Annotated in this window: 15 protein-coding genes and 1 riboswitch; of the genes, 5 read left to right on the top strand and 10 right to left on the bottom strand. The window is 73.8% G+C overall.

Annotated elements, in window-relative coordinates; genetic code table 11:
- Positions 1-2: 2 nt before the first annotated feature.
- The 7 genes from AB5J54_RS09890 to AB5J54_RS09860 form a co-directional block, all read right to left on the bottom strand.
- Positions 3-1,364: a cobyrinate a,c-diamide synthase gene (locus AB5J54_RS09890; RefSeq protein ID WP_369143541.1), complete on the bottom strand. Its 1,362-nt coding sequence runs from the start codon at positions 1,362-1,364 to the stop codon at positions 3-5.
- Positions 1,358-1,966, bottom strand: coding sequence for a cob(I)yrinic acid a,c-diamide adenosyltransferase (cobO, locus tag AB5J54_RS09885; protein ID WP_369143540.1), 609 nt, complete (start codon positions 1,964-1,966; stop codon positions 1,358-1,360). The genes AB5J54_RS09890 and cobO overlap by 7 nt, the downstream gene beginning before the upstream one ends.
- Entirely contained in the window at positions 1,966-3,999 is a 2,034-nt protein-coding gene (locus AB5J54_RS09880; RefSeq protein WP_369143539.1) for a putative cobaltochelatase, read from the bottom strand. The genes cobO and AB5J54_RS09880 overlap by 1 nt, the downstream gene beginning before the upstream one ends.
- A gap of 49 nt (positions 4,000-4,048) precedes the next feature.
- Positions 4,049-5,557 carry a cobyric acid synthase gene (locus AB5J54_RS09875; RefSeq protein ID WP_369143538.1) on the bottom strand — a complete coding sequence of 503 codons (1,509 nt, stop codon included), beginning with the start codon at positions 5,555-5,557 and terminating at the stop codon, positions 4,049-4,051.
- Positions 5,554-6,540, bottom strand: a complete 987-nt coding sequence (locus AB5J54_RS09870) for a cobalamin biosynthesis protein (RefSeq protein WP_369143537.1) — start codon at positions 6,538-6,540, stop codon at positions 5,554-5,556. The genes AB5J54_RS09875 and AB5J54_RS09870 overlap by 4 nt, the downstream gene beginning before the upstream one ends.
- A gap of 34 nt (positions 6,541-6,574) precedes the next feature.
- A riboswitch (cobalamin riboswitch) is annotated at positions 6,575-6,707 on the bottom strand.
- 121 nt (positions 6,708-6,828) lie between these two features.
- Positions 6,829-7,050, bottom strand: a complete 222-nt coding sequence (locus AB5J54_RS09865; protein WP_369143536.1) for a hypothetical protein — start codon at positions 7,048-7,050, stop codon at positions 6,829-6,831.
- A 16-nt stretch (positions 7,051-7,066) separates the two neighbouring features.
- A complete protein-coding gene (locus tag AB5J54_RS09860; protein WP_369143535.1) occupies positions 7,067-8,332 on the bottom strand; it encodes an anion permease in 1,266 nt (421 codons plus the stop codon).
- A 375-nt stretch (positions 8,333-8,707) separates the two neighbouring features.
- On the opposite strand from AB5J54_RS09860, the gene AB5J54_RS09855 reads away from it, so the two are divergent.
- Together AB5J54_RS09855 and AB5J54_RS09850 are read left to right on the top strand one after the other, a co-directional pair.
- Positions 8,708-9,835 (top strand): alpha/beta hydrolase, encoded by a 1,128-nt coding sequence (locus AB5J54_RS09855; protein WP_369143534.1) that lies wholly within the window; start codon positions 8,708-8,710, stop codon positions 9,833-9,835.
- Between the two features lie 189 nt (positions 9,836-10,024).
- Positions 10,025-11,380 (top strand): hypothetical protein, encoded by a 1,356-nt coding sequence (locus AB5J54_RS09850; protein ID WP_369143533.1) that lies wholly within the window; start codon positions 10,025-10,027, stop codon positions 11,378-11,380.
- Between the two features lie 9 nt (positions 11,381-11,389).
- Here AB5J54_RS09850 and AB5J54_RS09845 read toward each other — a convergent pair whose 3' ends face one another.
- Together AB5J54_RS09845 and AB5J54_RS09840 are read right to left on the bottom strand one after the other, a co-directional pair.
- Positions 11,390-11,791 (bottom strand): VOC family protein, encoded by a 402-nt coding sequence (locus AB5J54_RS09845; RefSeq protein WP_369143532.1) that lies wholly within the window; start codon positions 11,789-11,791, stop codon positions 11,390-11,392.
- 58 nt (positions 11,792-11,849) lie between these two features.
- Positions 11,850-12,740 (bottom strand): neutral zinc metallopeptidase, encoded by an 891-nt coding sequence (locus tag AB5J54_RS09840; RefSeq protein WP_369143531.1) that lies wholly within the window; start codon positions 12,738-12,740, stop codon positions 11,850-11,852.
- 268 nt (positions 12,741-13,008) lie between these two features.
- Between AB5J54_RS09840 and AB5J54_RS09835 the strand changes: the two genes are divergently transcribed.
- The 3 genes from AB5J54_RS09835 to AB5J54_RS09825 all read left to right on the top strand — a co-directional run bounded on the left by AB5J54_RS09835 (position 13,009) and on the right by AB5J54_RS09825 (position 16,115).
- A complete protein-coding gene (locus AB5J54_RS09835) occupies positions 13,009-14,607 on the top strand; it encodes an ABC-F family ATP-binding cassette domain-containing protein (protein WP_369143530.1) in 1,599 nt (532 codons plus the stop codon).
- Positions 14,608-14,961: 354 nt separating this feature from the next.
- Positions 14,962-15,183: a helix-turn-helix domain-containing protein gene (locus tag AB5J54_RS09830; RefSeq protein ID WP_006123601.1), complete on the top strand. Its 222-nt coding sequence runs from the start codon at positions 14,962-14,964 to the stop codon at positions 15,181-15,183.
- A gap of 131 nt (positions 15,184-15,314) precedes the next feature.
- Positions 15,315-16,115, top strand: coding sequence for an enoyl-CoA hydratase/isomerase family protein (locus tag AB5J54_RS09825; RefSeq protein ID WP_369143529.1), 801 nt, complete (start codon positions 15,315-15,317; stop codon positions 16,113-16,115).
- A gap of 51 nt (positions 16,116-16,166) precedes the next feature.
- Here AB5J54_RS09825 and AB5J54_RS09820 read toward each other — a convergent pair whose 3' ends face one another.
- Entirely contained in the window at positions 16,167-16,847 is a 681-nt protein-coding gene (locus tag AB5J54_RS09820) for a hypothetical protein (RefSeq protein ID WP_369143527.1), read from the bottom strand.
- Positions 16,848-16,898 lie beyond the last annotated feature (51 nt).

The raw sequence follows: 16,898 nt of genomic DNA, 5'->3' as shown, positions 1-16,898 counted from the left end.
ACTCACGCGCAGTGCTCCACGAACCGCGCGGCGACCTCCGGGGAGCCCGCCCAGTGGGTGTGCACATAGCTGGCGTGCACCCCGCCCTGCACGAAGCCCTCCACCCGTCGCTCCGGCTGCCGCAGGCCCCAGGCCGCCAGCGGCCCGGCGCCCGGTTCGATGACGGTGCGGTGGAACTCGTGGCCGCGCAGCCGTGCCCCGGCCGGCGCGAGGACGCTGTCGCTGACGGCGACGGCGTCCCGGTAGCCGAGGGTGAGCCGCGCCGACATCCGCGCGTCGGCGTCGAGCACGCCGCACATCGGGTGCCCGTCCAGAGACCGCGCCAGGTACAGGAGCCCGGCGCACTCGGCGGCGACCGGCGCGCCGGAGGCGGCGAGCTCGGCGACGGCTTTGCGGAGGGGTTCGTTCGCGGAGAGCTGCTCGCCGTACATCTCGGGGAAGCCGCCGCCTATGACCAGCCCGCGGGTCCCCTCGGGAAGGGCCTCGTCCCGGAGCGGGTCGAAGATCACGACCTCGGCACCGGCGGCCCGGAGCAGCTCGGTGTGCTCGGCGTACGAGAAGGTGAACGCGGCCCCACCGGCGACGGCGACCACCGGCCGAGGTGTGGGCACACCGGAACCACCGGCGTGCAGCCGCTCCCCGACCTCAGCCACCCACGGCTCGGCGCTCAACGGCGGCGCCGACCGCGCAAGCGCAAGCAGCGCCTCCAGATCGCACCCGGCCCGCACCTGCTCCGCCTGGGCAGCCACAGCTTCGACGGCCTGCGCCTGCCGCTCGGCAACCGGCACAAGCCCGAGATGCCGCGACGGCGTCGCGACGGCGGGCGCCCGCCGCAGCACACCCAGCACCGGCACCCCCGACTCCCCGAGCGCCTCCCGCAGCAGGTGCTCGTGCCGGTCGGTGGCGACCTTGTTGAGGATCACGCCCCCGATCCGCACCTCCGGGTCCCAGGACGCGAAGCCGTGCACGAGCGCGGCCACCGACCGGGACTGCGAGGACGCGTCGACGACGAGCACCACCGGCGCCTTGAGCAGCTTCGCCACCTGCGCGGTGGACGCCAGCTCGCCCTGGCCGGCGGCCCCGTCGTACAGACCCATGACCCCCTCGACCACGGCCAGGTCGCAGCCGCGCGACCCGTGCGCGAAGAGCGGCGCGATCAGCCCCGTACCGCACATGTACGCGTCGAGGTTGCGGCCCGGGCGGCCGGTCGCGAGCGCGTGGTAGCCGGGGTCGATGTAGTCGGGGCCGACCTTGTGCGGGGAGACGGCCAGACCACGGCCGGCGAACGCGGCCATCAGGCCGGTCGCGACCGTGGTCTTGCCCGCGCCGGACGACGGCGCGGCGATGACGAGACGTGCTACCACTCGATGCCCCGCTGGCCCTTCTGACCGGCGTCCATCGGGTGCTTGACCTTGGACATGTCGGTGACGAGATCGGCGAAGTCGAGGAGCTCCTGCGGAGCGTTGCGGCCGGTGATGACGACGTGCTGCTGCCCGGGCCGGTCGCGCAGCACCTCGACGACCTCCTTGACGTCGATCCAGCCCCAGTGCAGCAGGTAGGCGAACTCGTCGAGGACGTAGAACTTGTACCTCTCCTCGGCGAGGTCCCGCTTGACCTGCTCCCAGCCCTCACGGGCCTTGTCCTCGTGGGACTGTTCGCCCTCGGCGACCTCGCGCTGGATCCAGGACCAGCCCTCGCCCATCTTGTTCCAGGTGACCGTGCCGCCCTTGCCGGTCTCGCCGAGCGCCTTGAGGGCGTTCTCCTCGCCGACCTTCCACTTGGCGGACTTGACGAACTGGAACACCCCGATCGGCCAGCCCTGGTTCCAGGCGCGCAGCGCCATGCCGAACGCGGCGGTCGACTTCCCCTTGCCGACGCCCGTGTGCACCATCACCAGTGCCCGGTTGCGGCGCTGACGGGTGGTGAGACCGTCCTCGGGCACGACGGTCGGCTGTCCCTGCGGCATTAAGCGGCCCTCCTGATGGCGTTGTCTGCTTGTACGTCCCTGACGAGGCCGGCGATCGAGTCGGCGCGCAGCTCGTCCAAGGTGACGGCGGTGCCGCCGAGTTCGCGTGCCAGGGTCCCCGCGAGCCCGAGGCGCACCGGGCCGGTCTCGCAGTCCACGACCACCGAGGCCGTGCCGTCGGCGGCGTGCAGCCGCGCCGCGCGGGCCGCGAGCGCCACCGGGTCGGCCCCGCCACCGGTCGCCCGCCCGTCGGTCACGACGACGAGCAGCGGGCGGCGCGAGGGGTCCCGCAGCCGTTCGACCCGCAGCACGTCATGGGCCTTGAGCAGCCCGGCGGAGAGCGGTGTACGGCCTCCGGTCGGCAGCTTCTCCAGGCGGGCGGCGGCCGCGTCCACGGACGAGGTCGGCGGCAGCGCGACCTCGGCGTCCCGCCCCCGGAAGGTGACGAGACCGACCTTGTCGCGCCGCTGGTAGGCGTCGAGCAGCAGCGAGAGGACGGCGCCCTTCACGGCGCTCATCCGCTGCCGGGCAGCCATCGACCCGGAGGCGTCCACGGCGAACAGCACCAGGTTGCCCTCGCGCCCCTCCCGGGTCGCCTGCCGCAGGTCGTCCCGCCGGACGACGAGCCCGGGCCCGGACCGGCCGCGCGCCCGCTGGTGCGGGGCGGCGGCCTGGACCGTCGCGGCCAGGTGCAGCTTGGTCAGCGCGCCCCGGGGCCGGGTGGAGCCGGTGGTACGGCCGTGCTCGGTACGGGCGCGGGACCGGCGCCCGGCGGCGCCCTCGCCGAGACCCGGCACGCTCAGCACCTTCGTACGGAAGGGCTCGCCGGCCTTGACGGCGGCGCGCTCACCGGCACCGGCGCCGGATCCCTGCGGGGCAGGGGCGGGCGCGCTCTCCGGCACGTCGGCGGACTCGGGTGCGGGGCCGTCGGGCCCCTCGCCCTGCGGCGGAACACCACCGCCACCCCCGCCCGGACCGCCGTCACCGGGCCCGTCGGGCTCGGGATCGTCGTCCGGTGCGTCCCCCTTGAACTGCTCCAGGGTCTCGTCGAGCTTGTCCTCGTCGAGGCCGGGCGCGTCGAAGGGCGAGCGCCGCCGGCGGTGGGGGAGGGCCAGGAGCGCGGCCTGCCGCACGTCCTCCGAGGTGACCTCGGTCCGTCCGGCCCAGGCGGCCAGCGCGGTCGCGGTCCGGGCCATCACGATGTCGGCGCGCATGCCGTCGACCTCGAACGCGGCGCAGGTCGCGGCGATCTGGAGCAGCACGGCGTCGCCCAGGGCCACCTGGGGCAGCAGCGCCCGGGCGGCGACGATCCGTTCGCGCAGGGCGGCCTCCTCGCCGGCCCAGCGGGCGGCGAAGGCGGCCGGGTCGTCCTCGAACGCGAGCCGCCGCCGGACGACCTCGACCCGCTGCTCGGGGTCCCGGGAGGCGGCGACCTCGACGGTGAGCCCGAACCGGTCGAGCAACTGCGGCCGCAGCTCGCCCTCTTCGGGGTTCATCGTCCCGACGAGCAGGAAGCGGGCGGCGTGCCGTACGGAGACGCCTTCGCGCTCGACGTGGGAGGCGCCCATGGCGGCCGCGTCGAGCAGATGGTCGATGAGATGGTCGCTCAGCAGATTGACCTCGTCGACGTAGAGGATCCCCCGGTGCGCGGCGGCGAGCAGCCCCGGCTCGAAGGCCTTCACGCCCTCGGCGAGGGCCTTCTCGATGTCGAGCGAGCCGACGAGCCGGTCCTCGGAGGCGCCGACGGGCAGCTCGACCATCCGCGCGGCGCGCGCGGTGCCGGGCGCGTCGCCGTGCGGCCCGTCCGGGCAGCCCGGGTCGGGGGAGGCCGGGTCACAGCTGAACCGGCACCCGGCGACCACCGGAACCTCCGGCAGCAGCTCGGCGAGCGCACGGACGGCGGTGGACTTGGCGGTCCCCTTCTCACCCCGCACGAGCACCCCGCCGACGGCCGGGCTGACGGCGTTCAGCAGCAGCGCGAGCCGCAGGTCGTCCATGCCGACGACGGCGGTGAACGGATACCGGGTGCTCATCGGACGGTGACTCCTTCGATAGGTACGGATGCCTGGACTGCTCGGGCGCTCACGGCGCACCCGGCGGCACGAACGGCAGCCCCTCCGGCGCGCCGTGCTCGATCAGCCGCAGCAGCGCGTCCGTGTCCGCGTGTTCCTCGATCAGGTCGCCGAGCCGGTCGAGCTGCTCCTCCCGCAGCGCGCCGAACGACGTGTCCGGCGCCGGGACGAAGCGCCGTCCCGCCACCGCCGCGACCTCCCGCAGGAACGCCCGGCGGAAGCCGTCGCTCTCCAGCGAGCCGTGCCAGTGGGTGCCCCACACGGAACCGACCCGGCACCCGTCCAGGAACGGTTCCCCGCCGTCCACGGTGGCGACGCCGTGGTGGATCTCGTACCCCTCGACCCGCTCGCCGAGCGCCTCGCCGACCGGCCGGGCGAGGGTCTTCTCGACCCCGAACCGCACCCGTACGGGCAGCAGCCCGAGACCGTCGACGAGACCGGCCTTCGACTCGACCTCGTCCTCGATGCGTTCGGCCAGGGCCTGGAAGCCGCCGCAGATGCCGAGCACCGGCCGGCCCTCGGCCGCGCGCCGGACGAGGGCGTCGGCGAGCCCCCGCTCCCGCAGCCAGGCCAGCGCCTTGACCGTGCCCCGGGTGCCCGGGACGACGACGAGGTCCGCGTCGACGAGCTCCTCGGGCCGGTCCACGAAGCGGACGACGACGCCGGGCTCGGCGGCGAGCGCGTCGACGTCCGTGAAGTTGGACATCAGCGGTACGGCGCAGACGGCGACCCGCAGCACGTCCGCGCCGACCGGCGGCGCGACGACCGACTCGCGGACGGTGCCCCGCAGGGAGACCCGCAGGCCGTCCTCCTCGTCGATGCCGAGTCCGTGCGCGTACGGCAGGACACCGAAGGTCCGGCGCCCGGTGAGCCCGTGCAGCATGTCGAGCCCGGGCTCCAGAAGAGTGACGTCACCGCGGAACTTGTTGACGAGGTAGCCCGCCACGAGTGCCTGGTCCTCGGGCGCGAGCAGTGCCGTCGTCCCGAAGAACTGGGCGAAGACCCCGCCCCGGTCGATGTCGCCGACGACGACCACGGGCAGCTGCGCGGCGCGCGCGATGCCCATGTTCACGATGTCCGTGCGCCGCAGGTTGATCTCGGCCGGACTCCCCGCCCCCTCGCAGATCACGGCGTCATACGTGCCCCGGAGTTCCTCCAGGCACGCCATCACCGGCTCGAAGAGCGTCTGCTGCCGGCCTCCGTGGTAGCCGCGGGCGCTCATCTCGCCGACCGGCTTGCCCATGAGGACGACCTGGCTGGAGCGGTCGCTGCCGGGCTTGAGCAGCACCGGGTTCATCAGCGCGGTCGGTTCGACCCGGGCGGCCTGCGCCTGCATGGCCTGCGCGCGGCCGATCTCGGCGCCCTCCCGGGTGACGAAGGAGTTGAGGGACATGTTCTGTCCCTTGAACGGCGCGACCTTGATGCCCTGCCGGACCAGCCAGCGGCAGATGCCGGCCGTGACGACGCTCTTGCCCGCGTCGGACGTGGTCCCGGCGACGAGCAGCCCCCCACCCCTCATGCGTTCCTCCGCTTCAGCGCGCTCGCGATCATGCGGCCGCCGACGCAGGCGGCCAGGGTCAGTCCGGTGATCCGGCGGGAGAGCCGGACCGCGCGGTCGATGTCGGCGACCTCGACGGGCCGCCCCTCGTCGTTGAGGACGGGCCGGTGCTCGACCCGTCCGGCGTACGAGAGGGTGCCCCCGAGCCGTATGCCGAGGGCGCCCGCGAAGGAGGCCTCGACGGGGCCCGCGTTGGGGCTCGGGTGCTTGGCGGCGTCGGTCCGCCAGGCCCGTACGGCCCCGCGCGGGTTCCCGCCGGCGACGGTGGCGAGGGCGGCGGTGAGCCGGGCCCCGGGCCAGCCGGCCAGGTCGTCGAGGCGGGCCGAGGCCCAGCCGTACCTGCGGTACCGGGGGGACTTGTGGCCGACCATCGCGTCGAGGGTGTTCACCGCGCGGAAGCCGACCAGGCCCGGCACGCCCGCGACCGCTCCCCAGAAGAGGGCGCCGACGACCGCGTCGGAGGTGTTCTCGGCGACGGATTCGACGACGGCGCGGGCCATCGCGGGACCGTCGAGGGACTGCGGGTCGCGTCCGCACAGGTGCGGCAGCCGCTCCCGGGCGACCTCCAGGTCCCCGGCCGCGAGGGCGCCGCCGATCGCCCGGGCCTCGCGGCCCAGGGTCGTACCGCCGACGACGGCCCAGACCGAGGCGGCGGTGAGGGCGACGGAGGCGGCGCGGCTGCCCCGTACCGTACGGGCGGCGAGGGCGCCGGCGGCGACCGTGGCACCGGCGCAGACGGCGGTGTGCAGGGCGCCCCAGCCGCGGTGGTCGTGCCAGAGGGCCTTCTCGACCCTGCCCGCGGCCCGGCCGAAGGCGGCGACGGGGTGTCCGCGGCGGGGGTCGCCGACGAGCAGGTCGACGGCGAGACCGGCGGCCGCGCCGTACGCGAATCCGTCCGGGGAGAGGCGGCTGGCTCTGGAGAGGGTGGGGCTGCGGCCGGGCATGGCGCTGTGTCCTCACTCAGGGTCCGCGCCCTGGATCGACGTGACCGGCGGCGAGAGTTCCTGACTCCCGGACCCGTGGGATCCGGTCACAGTGGCGGGACCGCGCCGGAATCGCACCGGACTTCCTCTACTGCCGCCGTAATGGCCTCGGCAGTCCACCACGGCCCGAGAACAGCCGTCAACTCACCCTTGACCTGCACCGCGTCACTGTGCGAAGCACCACAAACACGACGGCGGGGCGGGCCGCACCCGAAGGTGCGGACCGCCCCGCCGGTCACGCTCGACGCGTCAGGCGACGATCAGGTAGATGCCGTACGCCACGGCCGCCAGGCACAGGGCGAAGCAGGCGTAGGCGCCGGTGCGGGCCAGGGCGGCGGAGCCACCCTGGGCGGCGGCCTGCTCCTGCTTGGAGAGGCCGATGACACCGAGGGTGAAGAGGCCCACGAGGGCGACGGTCGTCACGAGGCTGACTCCGAAGACGGAGCCGAGGGCTGCCCAGTCGATCTTCATGCTTGGTTCCAGTTCCTTAGACCGCGGCGGCGGGGGCCGGGGGAGCGGCAGGGTCCGTGGGGACCGGCGCGGGGATGGTGGTCTTCAGGTCCTCGTCCGCGACGGCGGCGACGGAACCGGCCGGCGGCGGGGTGACGGCCGCGATCGCGGTGGTCACGACACCGGCGGGCTCGCCGTCGATGTCGTCGTCCGTGACGTTGTGCCGGTCGACCGGCTTGCGGCGGGACAGCGCCCAGATGGCGCCCGAGCCGGCCACGAGCAGGACCGCGACGACGACGATGCCCCAGGTGCCCTGCTTGGTGAGGAACTCGGCACCGGCGCCGACCAGGCCGGCGGCGGGCAGCGTCAGGCCCCAGGCGATGAACATCCGGGTCGCGGTCGACCAGCGGACGACACCGCCCTTGCGGCCGAGACCGGCACCCATCACGGCACCCGAGCAGGACTGGGTGGTGGAGAGGGAGAAGCCGAGGTGCGAGGAGGCGAGGATGACCGTGGCGGCGCTGGTCTGGGCGGCGAAGCCCTGCTGCGGCCGGAGGTCGGTGAGGCCCTTGCCCATGGTGCGGATGATGCGCCAGCCGCCGAGGTAGGTGCCGAGCGCGATCGCCAGGCCGGCGGAGACGATGACCCACAGGGGCGGGTTCGAGCCGGGGGCGACGACGCCCTGGGTGACGAGGGCGAGGGTGATGATGCCCATCGTCTTCTGGGCGTCGTTGGTGCCGTGGGCGAGGGAGACGAGACCGGCGGAGGCGATCTGGCCGACCCGGTAGCCCTTGGCGGTGTGCTTCTCGTCGGTCTTCGCGCCGATCTTGTACGTCAGCCTCGTGGCGAGCATCGCGGCGAGACCGGCGACGATCGGGGCGGCGACGGCCGGGATGAGGACCTTGGTGACGATCGTCGGGGCGTTCACGGCGGACCAGCCGGCCGACATGACCGCGGCGCCGATGAGGCCGCCGAAGAGGGCGTGGGACGAGCTGGACGGCAGTCCGAGCAGCCAGGTCAGCAGGTTCCACAGAATGGCGCCCACGAGCGCCGCGAAGATCACTTCTGTACGAATGCCCTCTTCGTTGATGATCCCGCCGGAGATCGTCTTGGCGACCTCCACGGACAGGAACGCGCCGACGAGGTTCAGCACGGCGGACATGGCCACCGCCGTCTTGGGCTTGAGAGCACCGGTCGAGATGGTCGTGGCCATCGCGTTGGCGGTGTCGTGGAAACCGTTCGTGAAATCGAACACGAGAGCTGTCACGACCACAATGGCGAGCAGCAGCGTGATGTGTTCCATTTACCCAGGCAATCGTTTGACGTCAGTGGCTCGTCGAACGTAGGCAACCTGGGTGAACGGAAGGTGAACTGGGGCGGGCGGCGTGGTGTCCCTATCCGGTGTCAAGAGGTTCCGCTTGTGGCCCCGCCGCGAAGGGTGTCCACGATGCGGTCACCGGGCAACCGCGGGTAATCCCGGTCCTCGCGGGGCACATACGACCTGCCCCGGTTCCTCCCCGCGCACCCGGTTCCGCTCCCTGGACGCAGGCATCCGCCCGGGGGACCCCCCGGAGGAGACCCATGTCACTCCGCCGAGCGGGCCTTCCGGTTCGCCGCCGCCGGGTCCGTCCGGGTCCGTCCGGTGGCAGCCCCACCCCGTCCTGCCGAGACTGGGAGCGTGCGCCCGGCTACAGCGACGGCAGCGGCCGTCACCACCCTGATCGGTGTCGGCGCGGCCGTGATCGCGGCCGGCCGGTACGCCAGCGACGTCGCCCTCAAGGCGCCGTCCGGACGACCACTGCCCGGAGACCCCCGGCTCACCGTGCACGCCACGGCACCCGAGCGGATCACCCTCACCCGCAGCCTCGCCTCACTGCGCCCCGGCACGTACGGGATGGAGGCCCCCGGCCTGCACGCCGTCCTCGGCCCCGTCCTCGACCGGGTCCCGCACACCGCCGACACCGTCGTCCGCCGCCTGGAGCGGGTCGAACTCGGCGTCCTCGGGCCCGGCGCCCGGGTCCGGCTCACCCCCCAGCTGCACATCGGCACCCCGATCAGCGCCCTCGGGCTCGCCCACGAGGACGTCGAGATGCCCGGCGAACTCGGCCCGCTGCCCGCCTGGCTCGTGGCCGGCCCCCGCACCACCTGGGTGATCGCCCTGCACGGCCTCGGCACCACCCGCGAGCACCCGCTGAACCTCCTCCCCTTCTTCCAGCGCCGCAAGATCCCCGTCCTCGTCCCCGCCTACCGCGGCGACGAAGGCGCCCCCGCCTCCCCGGACGGCCTCGCCCACCTCGGCGACTCCGAGTGGCGGGACGTCGACGCCGCCATCCGCTACGCCGTCCGCCGGGGCGCCCACAAGGTCGTCCTGCACGGCTGGGGGACCGGCGCCTCGATGGCCCTGCGCGCCGCAGCCGAATCGGGCGTGCGCGACCGGATCGCCGGCCTCGTCCTCGACTCCCCGGTCCTCGACTGGGCGGCCACCCTCCGCAACCTCGCGTCCGCCCACCACGTCCCCGGACCCCTGCTGCCGCTCGCCGTCCGCGCCGCCCAGGGCAGGACCGGCCCCCGCGAGGACCTCCTCCAGGAGGCCTCCGAGCCGGACGCCCTGCGCGTCCCCGTCCTCCTCTTCCACGGCCCCGACGACACCATCGCCCCCTGGGAACCCTCCGTCGAGCTCGCCGCCCGCCGGCCCGACCGGGTCAGCCTCCAGACCGTGCGGCAGGCCCCGCACGCCGCGATGTGGAACGCCGACCCCGTCCGCTACGAGGAGTCCCTGCGCCGCTTCCTCACCCCGCTGTTCTGAGGCCCTCCGGCCGGTCGCCGCAGGCCGTTCCGGCGCCCGATCCGACGGGGCGTCCGATTCCGATTGGGCTTTCGGGCCGTCAGCGGGAAGACTGCCCCCGTGACGTCTCGAAAGCCCGATGAACCATTGGCGCGCAACTCCAGACTCCGACTCGTCCGCCCGCGGGCGCTGGCCACTGCCCGACGGGCCGTGACGACCCGGCGCACCCGGCCGGCGCCGCGGCCGCCCGAGGGGACTCCGCCCCGCGCGGAACTCGCCCGCCAGGCCCGGCACGTCCTCGCCGACGCCGTACGGATCGCCCGCTGGGCCGCCGTCGAGCGCGGCGCCGACATCGCACCCCGCACCGGCCCCGAAGGCGCCCCCGCCCAGGAACGGGCAGCGGCCGCACTCGACCTGACGCCCGGCCAGATCCGGGCCGGCTGGGACCGCGCCCGGCTCGCCGGGCTCGTCGAGCTGCACGGCGACACCGCCCGCCCCGGCTGGCGGCTGCACGCCTGGGACCGCGACGACTCCGCCGTCCTGCGTGGCTGGGTCGCCCTCTTCGACGCCTGGTCCCTCGTGCACCCGGCCCCCGAGGGGGTCGCCCCGAGCGCCGTCGCCGAGGTCGTCGAGGCCGTCCCGCAGGTGCTCTCGCTGCTCCAGCTCTCCCAGGGACCGGTCCTCGTCCCCGCCCTCCTCGACCTCCTCGGCCAGCGCGTCGAGGAGCTCCGCGAGGAGCGCTGCGAGGTCCCCGCGACCGAGCCGGCGCCCGAGGCCGCGGACGCCCCCGCAGGCCCGGCCGGCCCGGCCGGCCCGGCCGGCCCGGCCGTCGATGGGTTGCCCGCCCTCCTCGACTGGGCCCTGGAGGGCCTGGCCGCCGTCGGCGCGCTCACCCTGGACCCCGGCACGGACGAGCGCCACGCCACCCTCACCCCGCTCGGCAACTGGGCGGTCTGGGTCAAGCTGGAGCAGATCTGCGTCGCCGCGCAGAGCCCCGCGGGCAACATCGAGCAGTCCGCCGAGGACATGCTCCGCGGCTGCGCCCGGCTCACCCCCGGCCCGGCCCGCGACGAGTACCGCGCCTGGCTCGCCGCCCGCACCCTGTCCAGCGCCGTGAGCGAACTCCTCGCCGTCGCCCGCGGCGAGGACGCCCTCCTGCGCGGGCTCGCCTTCGAGGCGCTCCGCGTCGTCGGCGCGCCCGCCGAGGCCGAGGTGCGTGCCACCGTCGCCGAGCCCTCGCTGCGCCCGTACGCGCTGCTCTGGCTCGCCGAGTACGAGGGGGCCGACCCCGACGACGCCCAGGAGGTGCTGACCCGCGAGGAGTCGACCTGGCTCTGGGTCGACACCGCCGCGGCCGTCGCCGACCACGGCGAGAGCGAGCTGCTGGTGCGTCACCTCGACTCGGCCGTGCAGGGCACCGTCCCCGCGCTGCTCGACGAGGTCCGCGCCGTCGGCCATCCCCGTACGGTCCAGGTCCTGGTCGCCCTGGCCGCCGCCCACCCCGACCCGGCCCTGGCCAAGGCGGTCCGCCGGGCCGCCTTCCAGGTCCACACCGGCGGGGCCTGAGCCCGAGGACTACCCGGCGCCGCCGGGGGCGTACGTGCCGAAGCTCCACACGTTGCCCTCGGCGTCCCGGGCCGTGTAGTCCCGGGAGCCGTACTCCTGGTCCGTGGGCGGCATCACGACCTCGATGCCGTACGCCACCGCCCGGGCGTGGTGCTCGTCGACGTCGTCCACGCGCACGTACACCGCGGTCGGTCCGCCGTCCGCCATCAGCTTGTCGAAGGCGCTGCCGCTGCCCTTGCTGCCCAGCATCACCATGCCGTTCCCACAGGTGAGCTCGGCGTGCATCACACGGCCGTCCTCGCCCTCGTACACGGCGTGCTCGCCGAAGCCGAAGCCCTCCGTGAGCTGCTTGATCGCGGCCTTCGCGTCCGCGTACCGCAGCGCCGGACAGATGTCGGGTGTCCCAGCCATCCCGATCACTTCCTCTCGATGTGACCCGGATCTCAGTCTGGCAGCCGGTACCGACAACTCAGCGGAAGGTGTTGCACCGGGCCATGTCGCCGGTCCGGTAGCCCTCGTAGAACCACTGCTGGCGCTGCGCCGCCGAGCCGTGCGTCCAGCTCTCCGGCGTCACCCGGCCCTGGAACCTCTCCTGGATCCGGTCGTCGCCCACGGCCGCCGCCGCGTCCAGGCCGTCCCGGATGTCCTCGTCGGTGAGCCGGGTCAGCAGCAGCCGGCCCGTCTTCTCGTCCGGGGTGGTCGTCGCGTGCCGGGCCCAGACCCCGGCGTAGCAGTCGGCCTGGAGCTCGACCCGCACGGCGTTGGAGTTCGCGCCGGTCCGCCCGTCCTGGGCCCGGCTCAGGGTGCCCATCAGGTTCTGGATGTGATGGCCGTACTCGTGCGCGACGACGTACGCCTGGGCGAAGGGGCCGCCGCTCGACCCGAACTTCGTCCGCAACTCGTCGAAGAAGCCCAGGTCCAGATAGACCTGCCGGTCGCCGGGGCAGTAGAAGGGGCCGACCGCCGAGGTCGCCGAGCCGCACGCGGTGCCGACCTGCCGGCTGAACATCACGGTGGCGGCGCTCCCGTAGGTGCCGCCCCGGCGCGGGTACTCGCTCCGCCAGTAGTCCTGGACGCTGTTGACGACGGCGACGATCCGGCAGTCCTGGCGGGCGTTGGCGTCCGAGCCCTTCTTGCAGCTCTGGTTCACCTGGGCCGCGGACGAGGCGGACGCGACCGGCTCTTCCCCGCCGGAGGAGAGCCCGAGCTGGTCGGGGCCCACCCCGAAGAGCACGCCGAGGACCAGCGCGATGAGGCCGATGATGCCGCCGCCGACGGTCGCCCTGCCGCCCGGGATGCGGCTGTTCCGGACGTCCCGTACCTCCGAGGTGTCCAGGTCGGCGTCGTCGTCGAACTGCACGGTCCACCACCCTCCGCGTCGCTGTCGCGGCAGTGGCCGCCGCCCTGCGCCGAGTATCGGACGATCTCCGATCTCCCGCCCCTTTTGGTGGACATCGGCAGGAATGTGAGAAAAGTCCGAAAGTATCCCTGTCCCCCGCATGGCCGAAAACCAGTTGCAGACGCCCGTTAGACTGGCCGCATGGCCATTCTCCTTTGGGTGCATTAGCGGCGTCGAAGCCCGCCACCAGTCGTCCTTCCGCCGTTTCCCACCGCCCTGGAGTCTGTCCGTGATCACCGCTTCCGGCATCGAGCTGCGCGCCGGCGCCCGAGTCCTCATCGAATCCGCTTCCTTCCGCGTCGCCAAGGGCGACCGCATCGGCCTCGTCGGCCGCAACGGAGCGGGCAAGACCACCCTCACCAAGTGCCTCGCCGGCGAGGGCCAGCCGGCCGCGGGCGCCATCGCGCGCTCCGGCGAGGTCGGCTACCTGCCGCAGGACCCGCGCACCGGCGACCTCGACGTCCTGGCCCGCGACCGCATCCTGTCCGCCCGCGGCCTCGACGTCCTCATCAAGAAGATGCGGATGAACGAGGAGCGCATCGCCACCGGCGCCGGCGCCACCCGCGACAAGGCGCTGCGGCAGTACGAGCGCCAGGAGACCGAGTTCCTGACCAAGGGCGGGTACGCGGCCGAGGCCGAGGCCTCCACCATCGCCGCCGCCCTCGGTCTGCCCGACCGGGTCATGGGCCAGCCGCTGCACACCCTCTCGGGCGGTCAGCGCCGCCGCGTCGAGCTCGCCCGGATCCTCTTCTCGGACGCCGACACCCTGCTCCTCGACGAGCCCACCAACCACCTCGACGCCGACTCCATCGTCTGGCTGCGGGACTACCTGAAGACCTACCGCGGCGGCTTCATCGTCATCTCCCACGACGTCGACCTGGTCGAGACCGTGGTGAACAAGGTCTTCTACCTGGACGCCAACCGCTCCACCATCGACGTCTACAACATGGGCTGGAAGCTCTACCAGCAGCAGCGCGAGGCCGACGAGAAGCGCCGCAAGCGCGAGCGCCAGAACGCCGAGAAGAAGGCCGCCGCGCTCAACTCGCAGGCCGACAAGATGCGCGCCAAGGCGACCAAGACCGTCGCCGCGCAGAACATGGCCAAGCGCGCCGAGCGGCTGCTCTCCGGTCTGGAGGCCGTGCGCGCCTCCGACAAGGTCGCCAAGCTCCGCTTCCCCGAGCCGGCGCCCTGCGGCAAGACTCCGCTCACGGCCGAGGGGCTCTCCAAGTCCTACGGCTCGCTGGAGATCTTCACCGACGTCAGCCTCGCGATCGACAAGGGCTCGCGCGTCGTCATCCTCGGCCTCAACGGCGCGGGCAAGACGACCCTGCTGCGCCTCCTCGGCGGCGTCGAGCAGCCCGACACCGGCGAGGTGACCCCCGGCCACGGCCTGAAGCTCGGCTACTACGCCCAGGAGCACGAGACGCTCGACCCCGACCGGACCGTCCTGGAGAACATGCGCTCGGCCGCGCCCGACCTCGACCTCGTCGACGTGCGCAAGACGCTCGGTTCCTTCCTCTTCTCCGGCGACGACGTCGACAAGCCGGCCGGTGTGCTCTCCGGCGGCGAGAAGACCCGGCTCGCGCTCGCGACCCTCGTCGTCTCCTCGGCGAACGTGCTGCTCCTCGACGAGCCCACCAACAACCTGGACCCGGCCAGCCGCGAGGAGATCCTCGGCGCGCTGCGCACGTACAAGGGCGCCGTCGTCCTCGTCACCCACGACGAGGGCGCCGTGGAGGCGCTCGACCCGGAGCGGATCATCCTGCTCCCGGACGGCGTCGAGGACCTGTGGGGCGCGGACTACGCGGACCTGGTGGCCCTCGCCTGACCCGCTGAGGGGCCTCGGGGCCCCTGGGTGATCATCCCGGGCTGGATCATTCGGCTCATGGGTGATCCTTCATCTGAGTGAGGGTCTCTGGTACCCCCCGGCGCGGTGCTCTGCCGAATCCTTCCGGCAGACCCGCGCCGAACGTTTGTTCCTCATGCCCCGCTGACCTGGCGCTTCCCGTACCAGGCGGCCAGGAGGCGCCTTTTCCGTCGCGCGGAATCATTGCTTCCGTTCGTGATGACGGCGTACTCGTCCACAAACCCGGCGGCACGGACCTTGTCGAATGGGTGGCCAGGACGGACGGGAGGGGTGATCATGAGAAGTCCAGAGCGCACTTCCCATGAGGAGGCACGGGTGGCCGAGACTCTGAAGAAGGGCAGCCGGGTGACCGGCGCCGCGCGCGACAAGCTCGCGGCAGACCTGAAGAAGAAGTACGACTCCGGTGCGAGCATCCGGGCGCTGGCCGAGGAAACCGGCCGCTCCTACGGATTCGTCCACCGGATGCTGAGCGAGTCCGGAGTCACGCTGCGTGGACGCGGCGGAGCGACACGGGGCAAGAAGGCGGCCTCGGCCTGACATCGGGGCGGCTCGACCGGTCCACCGGGACCTCCCGGTGGGCACCCGGTCGGTCCTGTGGCCGACCGGGTGGTTACTGTGCAGTCACTTAGCATCTCGCTGCAGTGCTGCACCGGAACCGGAGGCGCCCCATGACTACGCTCGACGACTCTGAGCTCGTATTCGACAAGGACGGTGTACGGCTCACCGTCGAGGACGCCGTTGCCACGGTGACCCTGACCAACCCGGCGAAGCGCAACGCCCAGTCTCCCGCTCTGTGGCGGGCGTTGACGGAAGCCGGCCGGTCGTTGCCCGGCAGCGTGCGGGTCGTCGTTCTGCGCGGCGAGGGCAAGTCCTTCTCCGCCGGACTCGACCGGCAGGCGTTCACGCCCGAGGGCTTCGACGGCGAGCCTTCCTTCCTCGACCTCGCGCGCGGTTCCGACGAGGACCTCGACCGCGAGATCGCCGAGTACCAGGAGGCGTTCACCTGGTGGCGCCGCAGTGACCTCGTGTCGATCGCGGCCGTCCAGGGCCACGCCATCGGCGCGGGCTTCCAGCTCGCCCTCGCCTGCGACCTGCGGGTCGTCGCCGAGGACGTGCAGTTCGCCATGCGCGAGACCAGCCTGGGCCTCGTCCCGGACCTGACCGGGACGCACCCGCTCGTCTCGCTCGTCGGCTACGCCCGCGCGCTGGAGATCTGCGCCACCGGCCGCTTCGTGCACGCGGAGGAGGCCGAGCGCATCGGTCTCGCCAACCTGTCCGTGCCCGCCGACGAGCTCGACGCGGCGGTACGGGACCTCAGCGCCGCCCTGCTCGCGGCGCCCCGCGACGCGGTCAACGAGACCAAGGCGCTGCTCCAGGGCGTCTCCGGCCGCTCCTACGAGGAGCAGCGCACGGCCGAGCGGGCCGCCCAGGCCCCCCGCCTGCGCGACCTGGCCGGCCTCGGCGACTGACCCACGCGCCCGGCCTCGCGCACGCGTGCGCGAGGCCGGGCGCGCGCGCGTTCAGCGCAATTCCGACACCAGTACCGTGACCGCGGTCGCCCCCTCGGCGGCGGCGGTCGCGGCGCTCCGGGCGGCGCGCGCCACGTCCAGCGGGCGGTGACCGGCCGTCACGGCCAGCTCCACCCGCACCTGATCGGGGCCCCGGTGCACCGGCGGTCCCCACAGGTCCGTCACGCCCGCCACGCCCTCGACCCGCAGGACCGCCAGAGCCACCGGATCGTCCGTCGCCGGAGCGGGCCGTCCCGGTGGGGGAGCGGCGGGCGCCACCGCCGGCGGCTCCGCGTCGAGGAGCTCCGTCACCCGCAGGTCCACGGCCGTCACCCGCAGCCCGAGACCCTCGCGCGCCGCCCCGAGCAGGGCCGCCCGCAGCTCCTCGGCCAGCTCCGGCAGCGGGCGGCCCGCCACCGCCCCGAAGTCCGCGGCGATCCGCAGCGTCCCCGGCCCGAGCCCGCCCGGCGGCACCGGCAGCGGACCGGCCCCCGTCCCCTCGCCGTCCGGGTCGGGCCCGATCCGCAGCCCGCCCGGCACGACCCCTCGTACCCCCGCGGCCGCCGGGTCGAGGACACCCCGCGCCGCGCGCTCGGTGATCCATGCGCCGTCCCCGGCCGTCCCGAGCGGCAGCAGCCTGCCCGGCGCGAGGCGGTCCCGTACCGCGGTCGTCCAACCGTCACCCGTCGTCATTCCCCCAGCCTGCCGCATTCCCGGGGCGGATCGGGGCAAGCGCCCTTAATG

It is taken from the genome of Streptomyces sp. R44, assembly GCF_041053105.1.
Taxonomy (GTDB): domain Bacteria; phylum Actinomycetota; class Actinomycetes; order Streptomycetales; family Streptomycetaceae; genus Streptomyces.
Note: the sequence above shows the minus strand (reverse complement) of the source record. Positions and strands in the feature narration are given on the sequence as shown.

Bases quoted from the DNA above. Each gene is read 5' to 3' on its own strand.
- cobO (WP_369143540.1), bottom strand. From the start codon at position 1,966: ATGCCGCAGGGACAGCCGACCGTCGTGCCCGAGGACGGTCTCACCACC.
- AB5J54_RS09880 (WP_369143539.1), bottom strand. From the start codon at position 3,999: ATGAGCACCCGGTATCCGTTCACCGCCGTCGTCGGCATGGACGACCTG.
- AB5J54_RS09875 (WP_369143538.1), bottom strand. From the start codon at position 5,557: ATGAGGGGTGGGGGGCTGCTCGTCGCCGGGACCACGTCCGACGCGGGC.
- AB5J54_RS09870 (WP_369143537.1), bottom strand. From the start codon at position 6,540: ATGCCCGGCCGCAGCCCCACCCTCTCCAGAGCCAGCCGCCTCTCCCCG.
- AB5J54_RS09865 (WP_369143536.1), bottom strand. From the start codon at position 7,050: ATGAAGATCGACTGGGCAGCCCTCGGCTCCGTCTTCGGAGTCAGCCTC.
- AB5J54_RS09860 (WP_369143535.1), bottom strand. From the start codon at position 8,332: ATGGAACACATCACGCTGCTGCTCGCCATTGTGGTCGTGACAGCTCTC.
- AB5J54_RS09845 (WP_369143532.1), bottom strand. From the start codon at position 11,791: ATGGCTGGGACACCCGACATCTGTCCGGCGCTGCGGTACGCGGACGCG.
- AB5J54_RS09825 (WP_369143529.1), top strand. From the start codon at position 15,315: ATGACTACGCTCGACGACTCTGAGCTCGTATTCGACAAGGACGGTGTA.
- AB5J54_RS09820 (WP_369143527.1), bottom strand. From the start codon at position 16,847: ATGACGACGGGTGACGGTTGGACGACCGCGGTACGGGACCGCCTCGCG.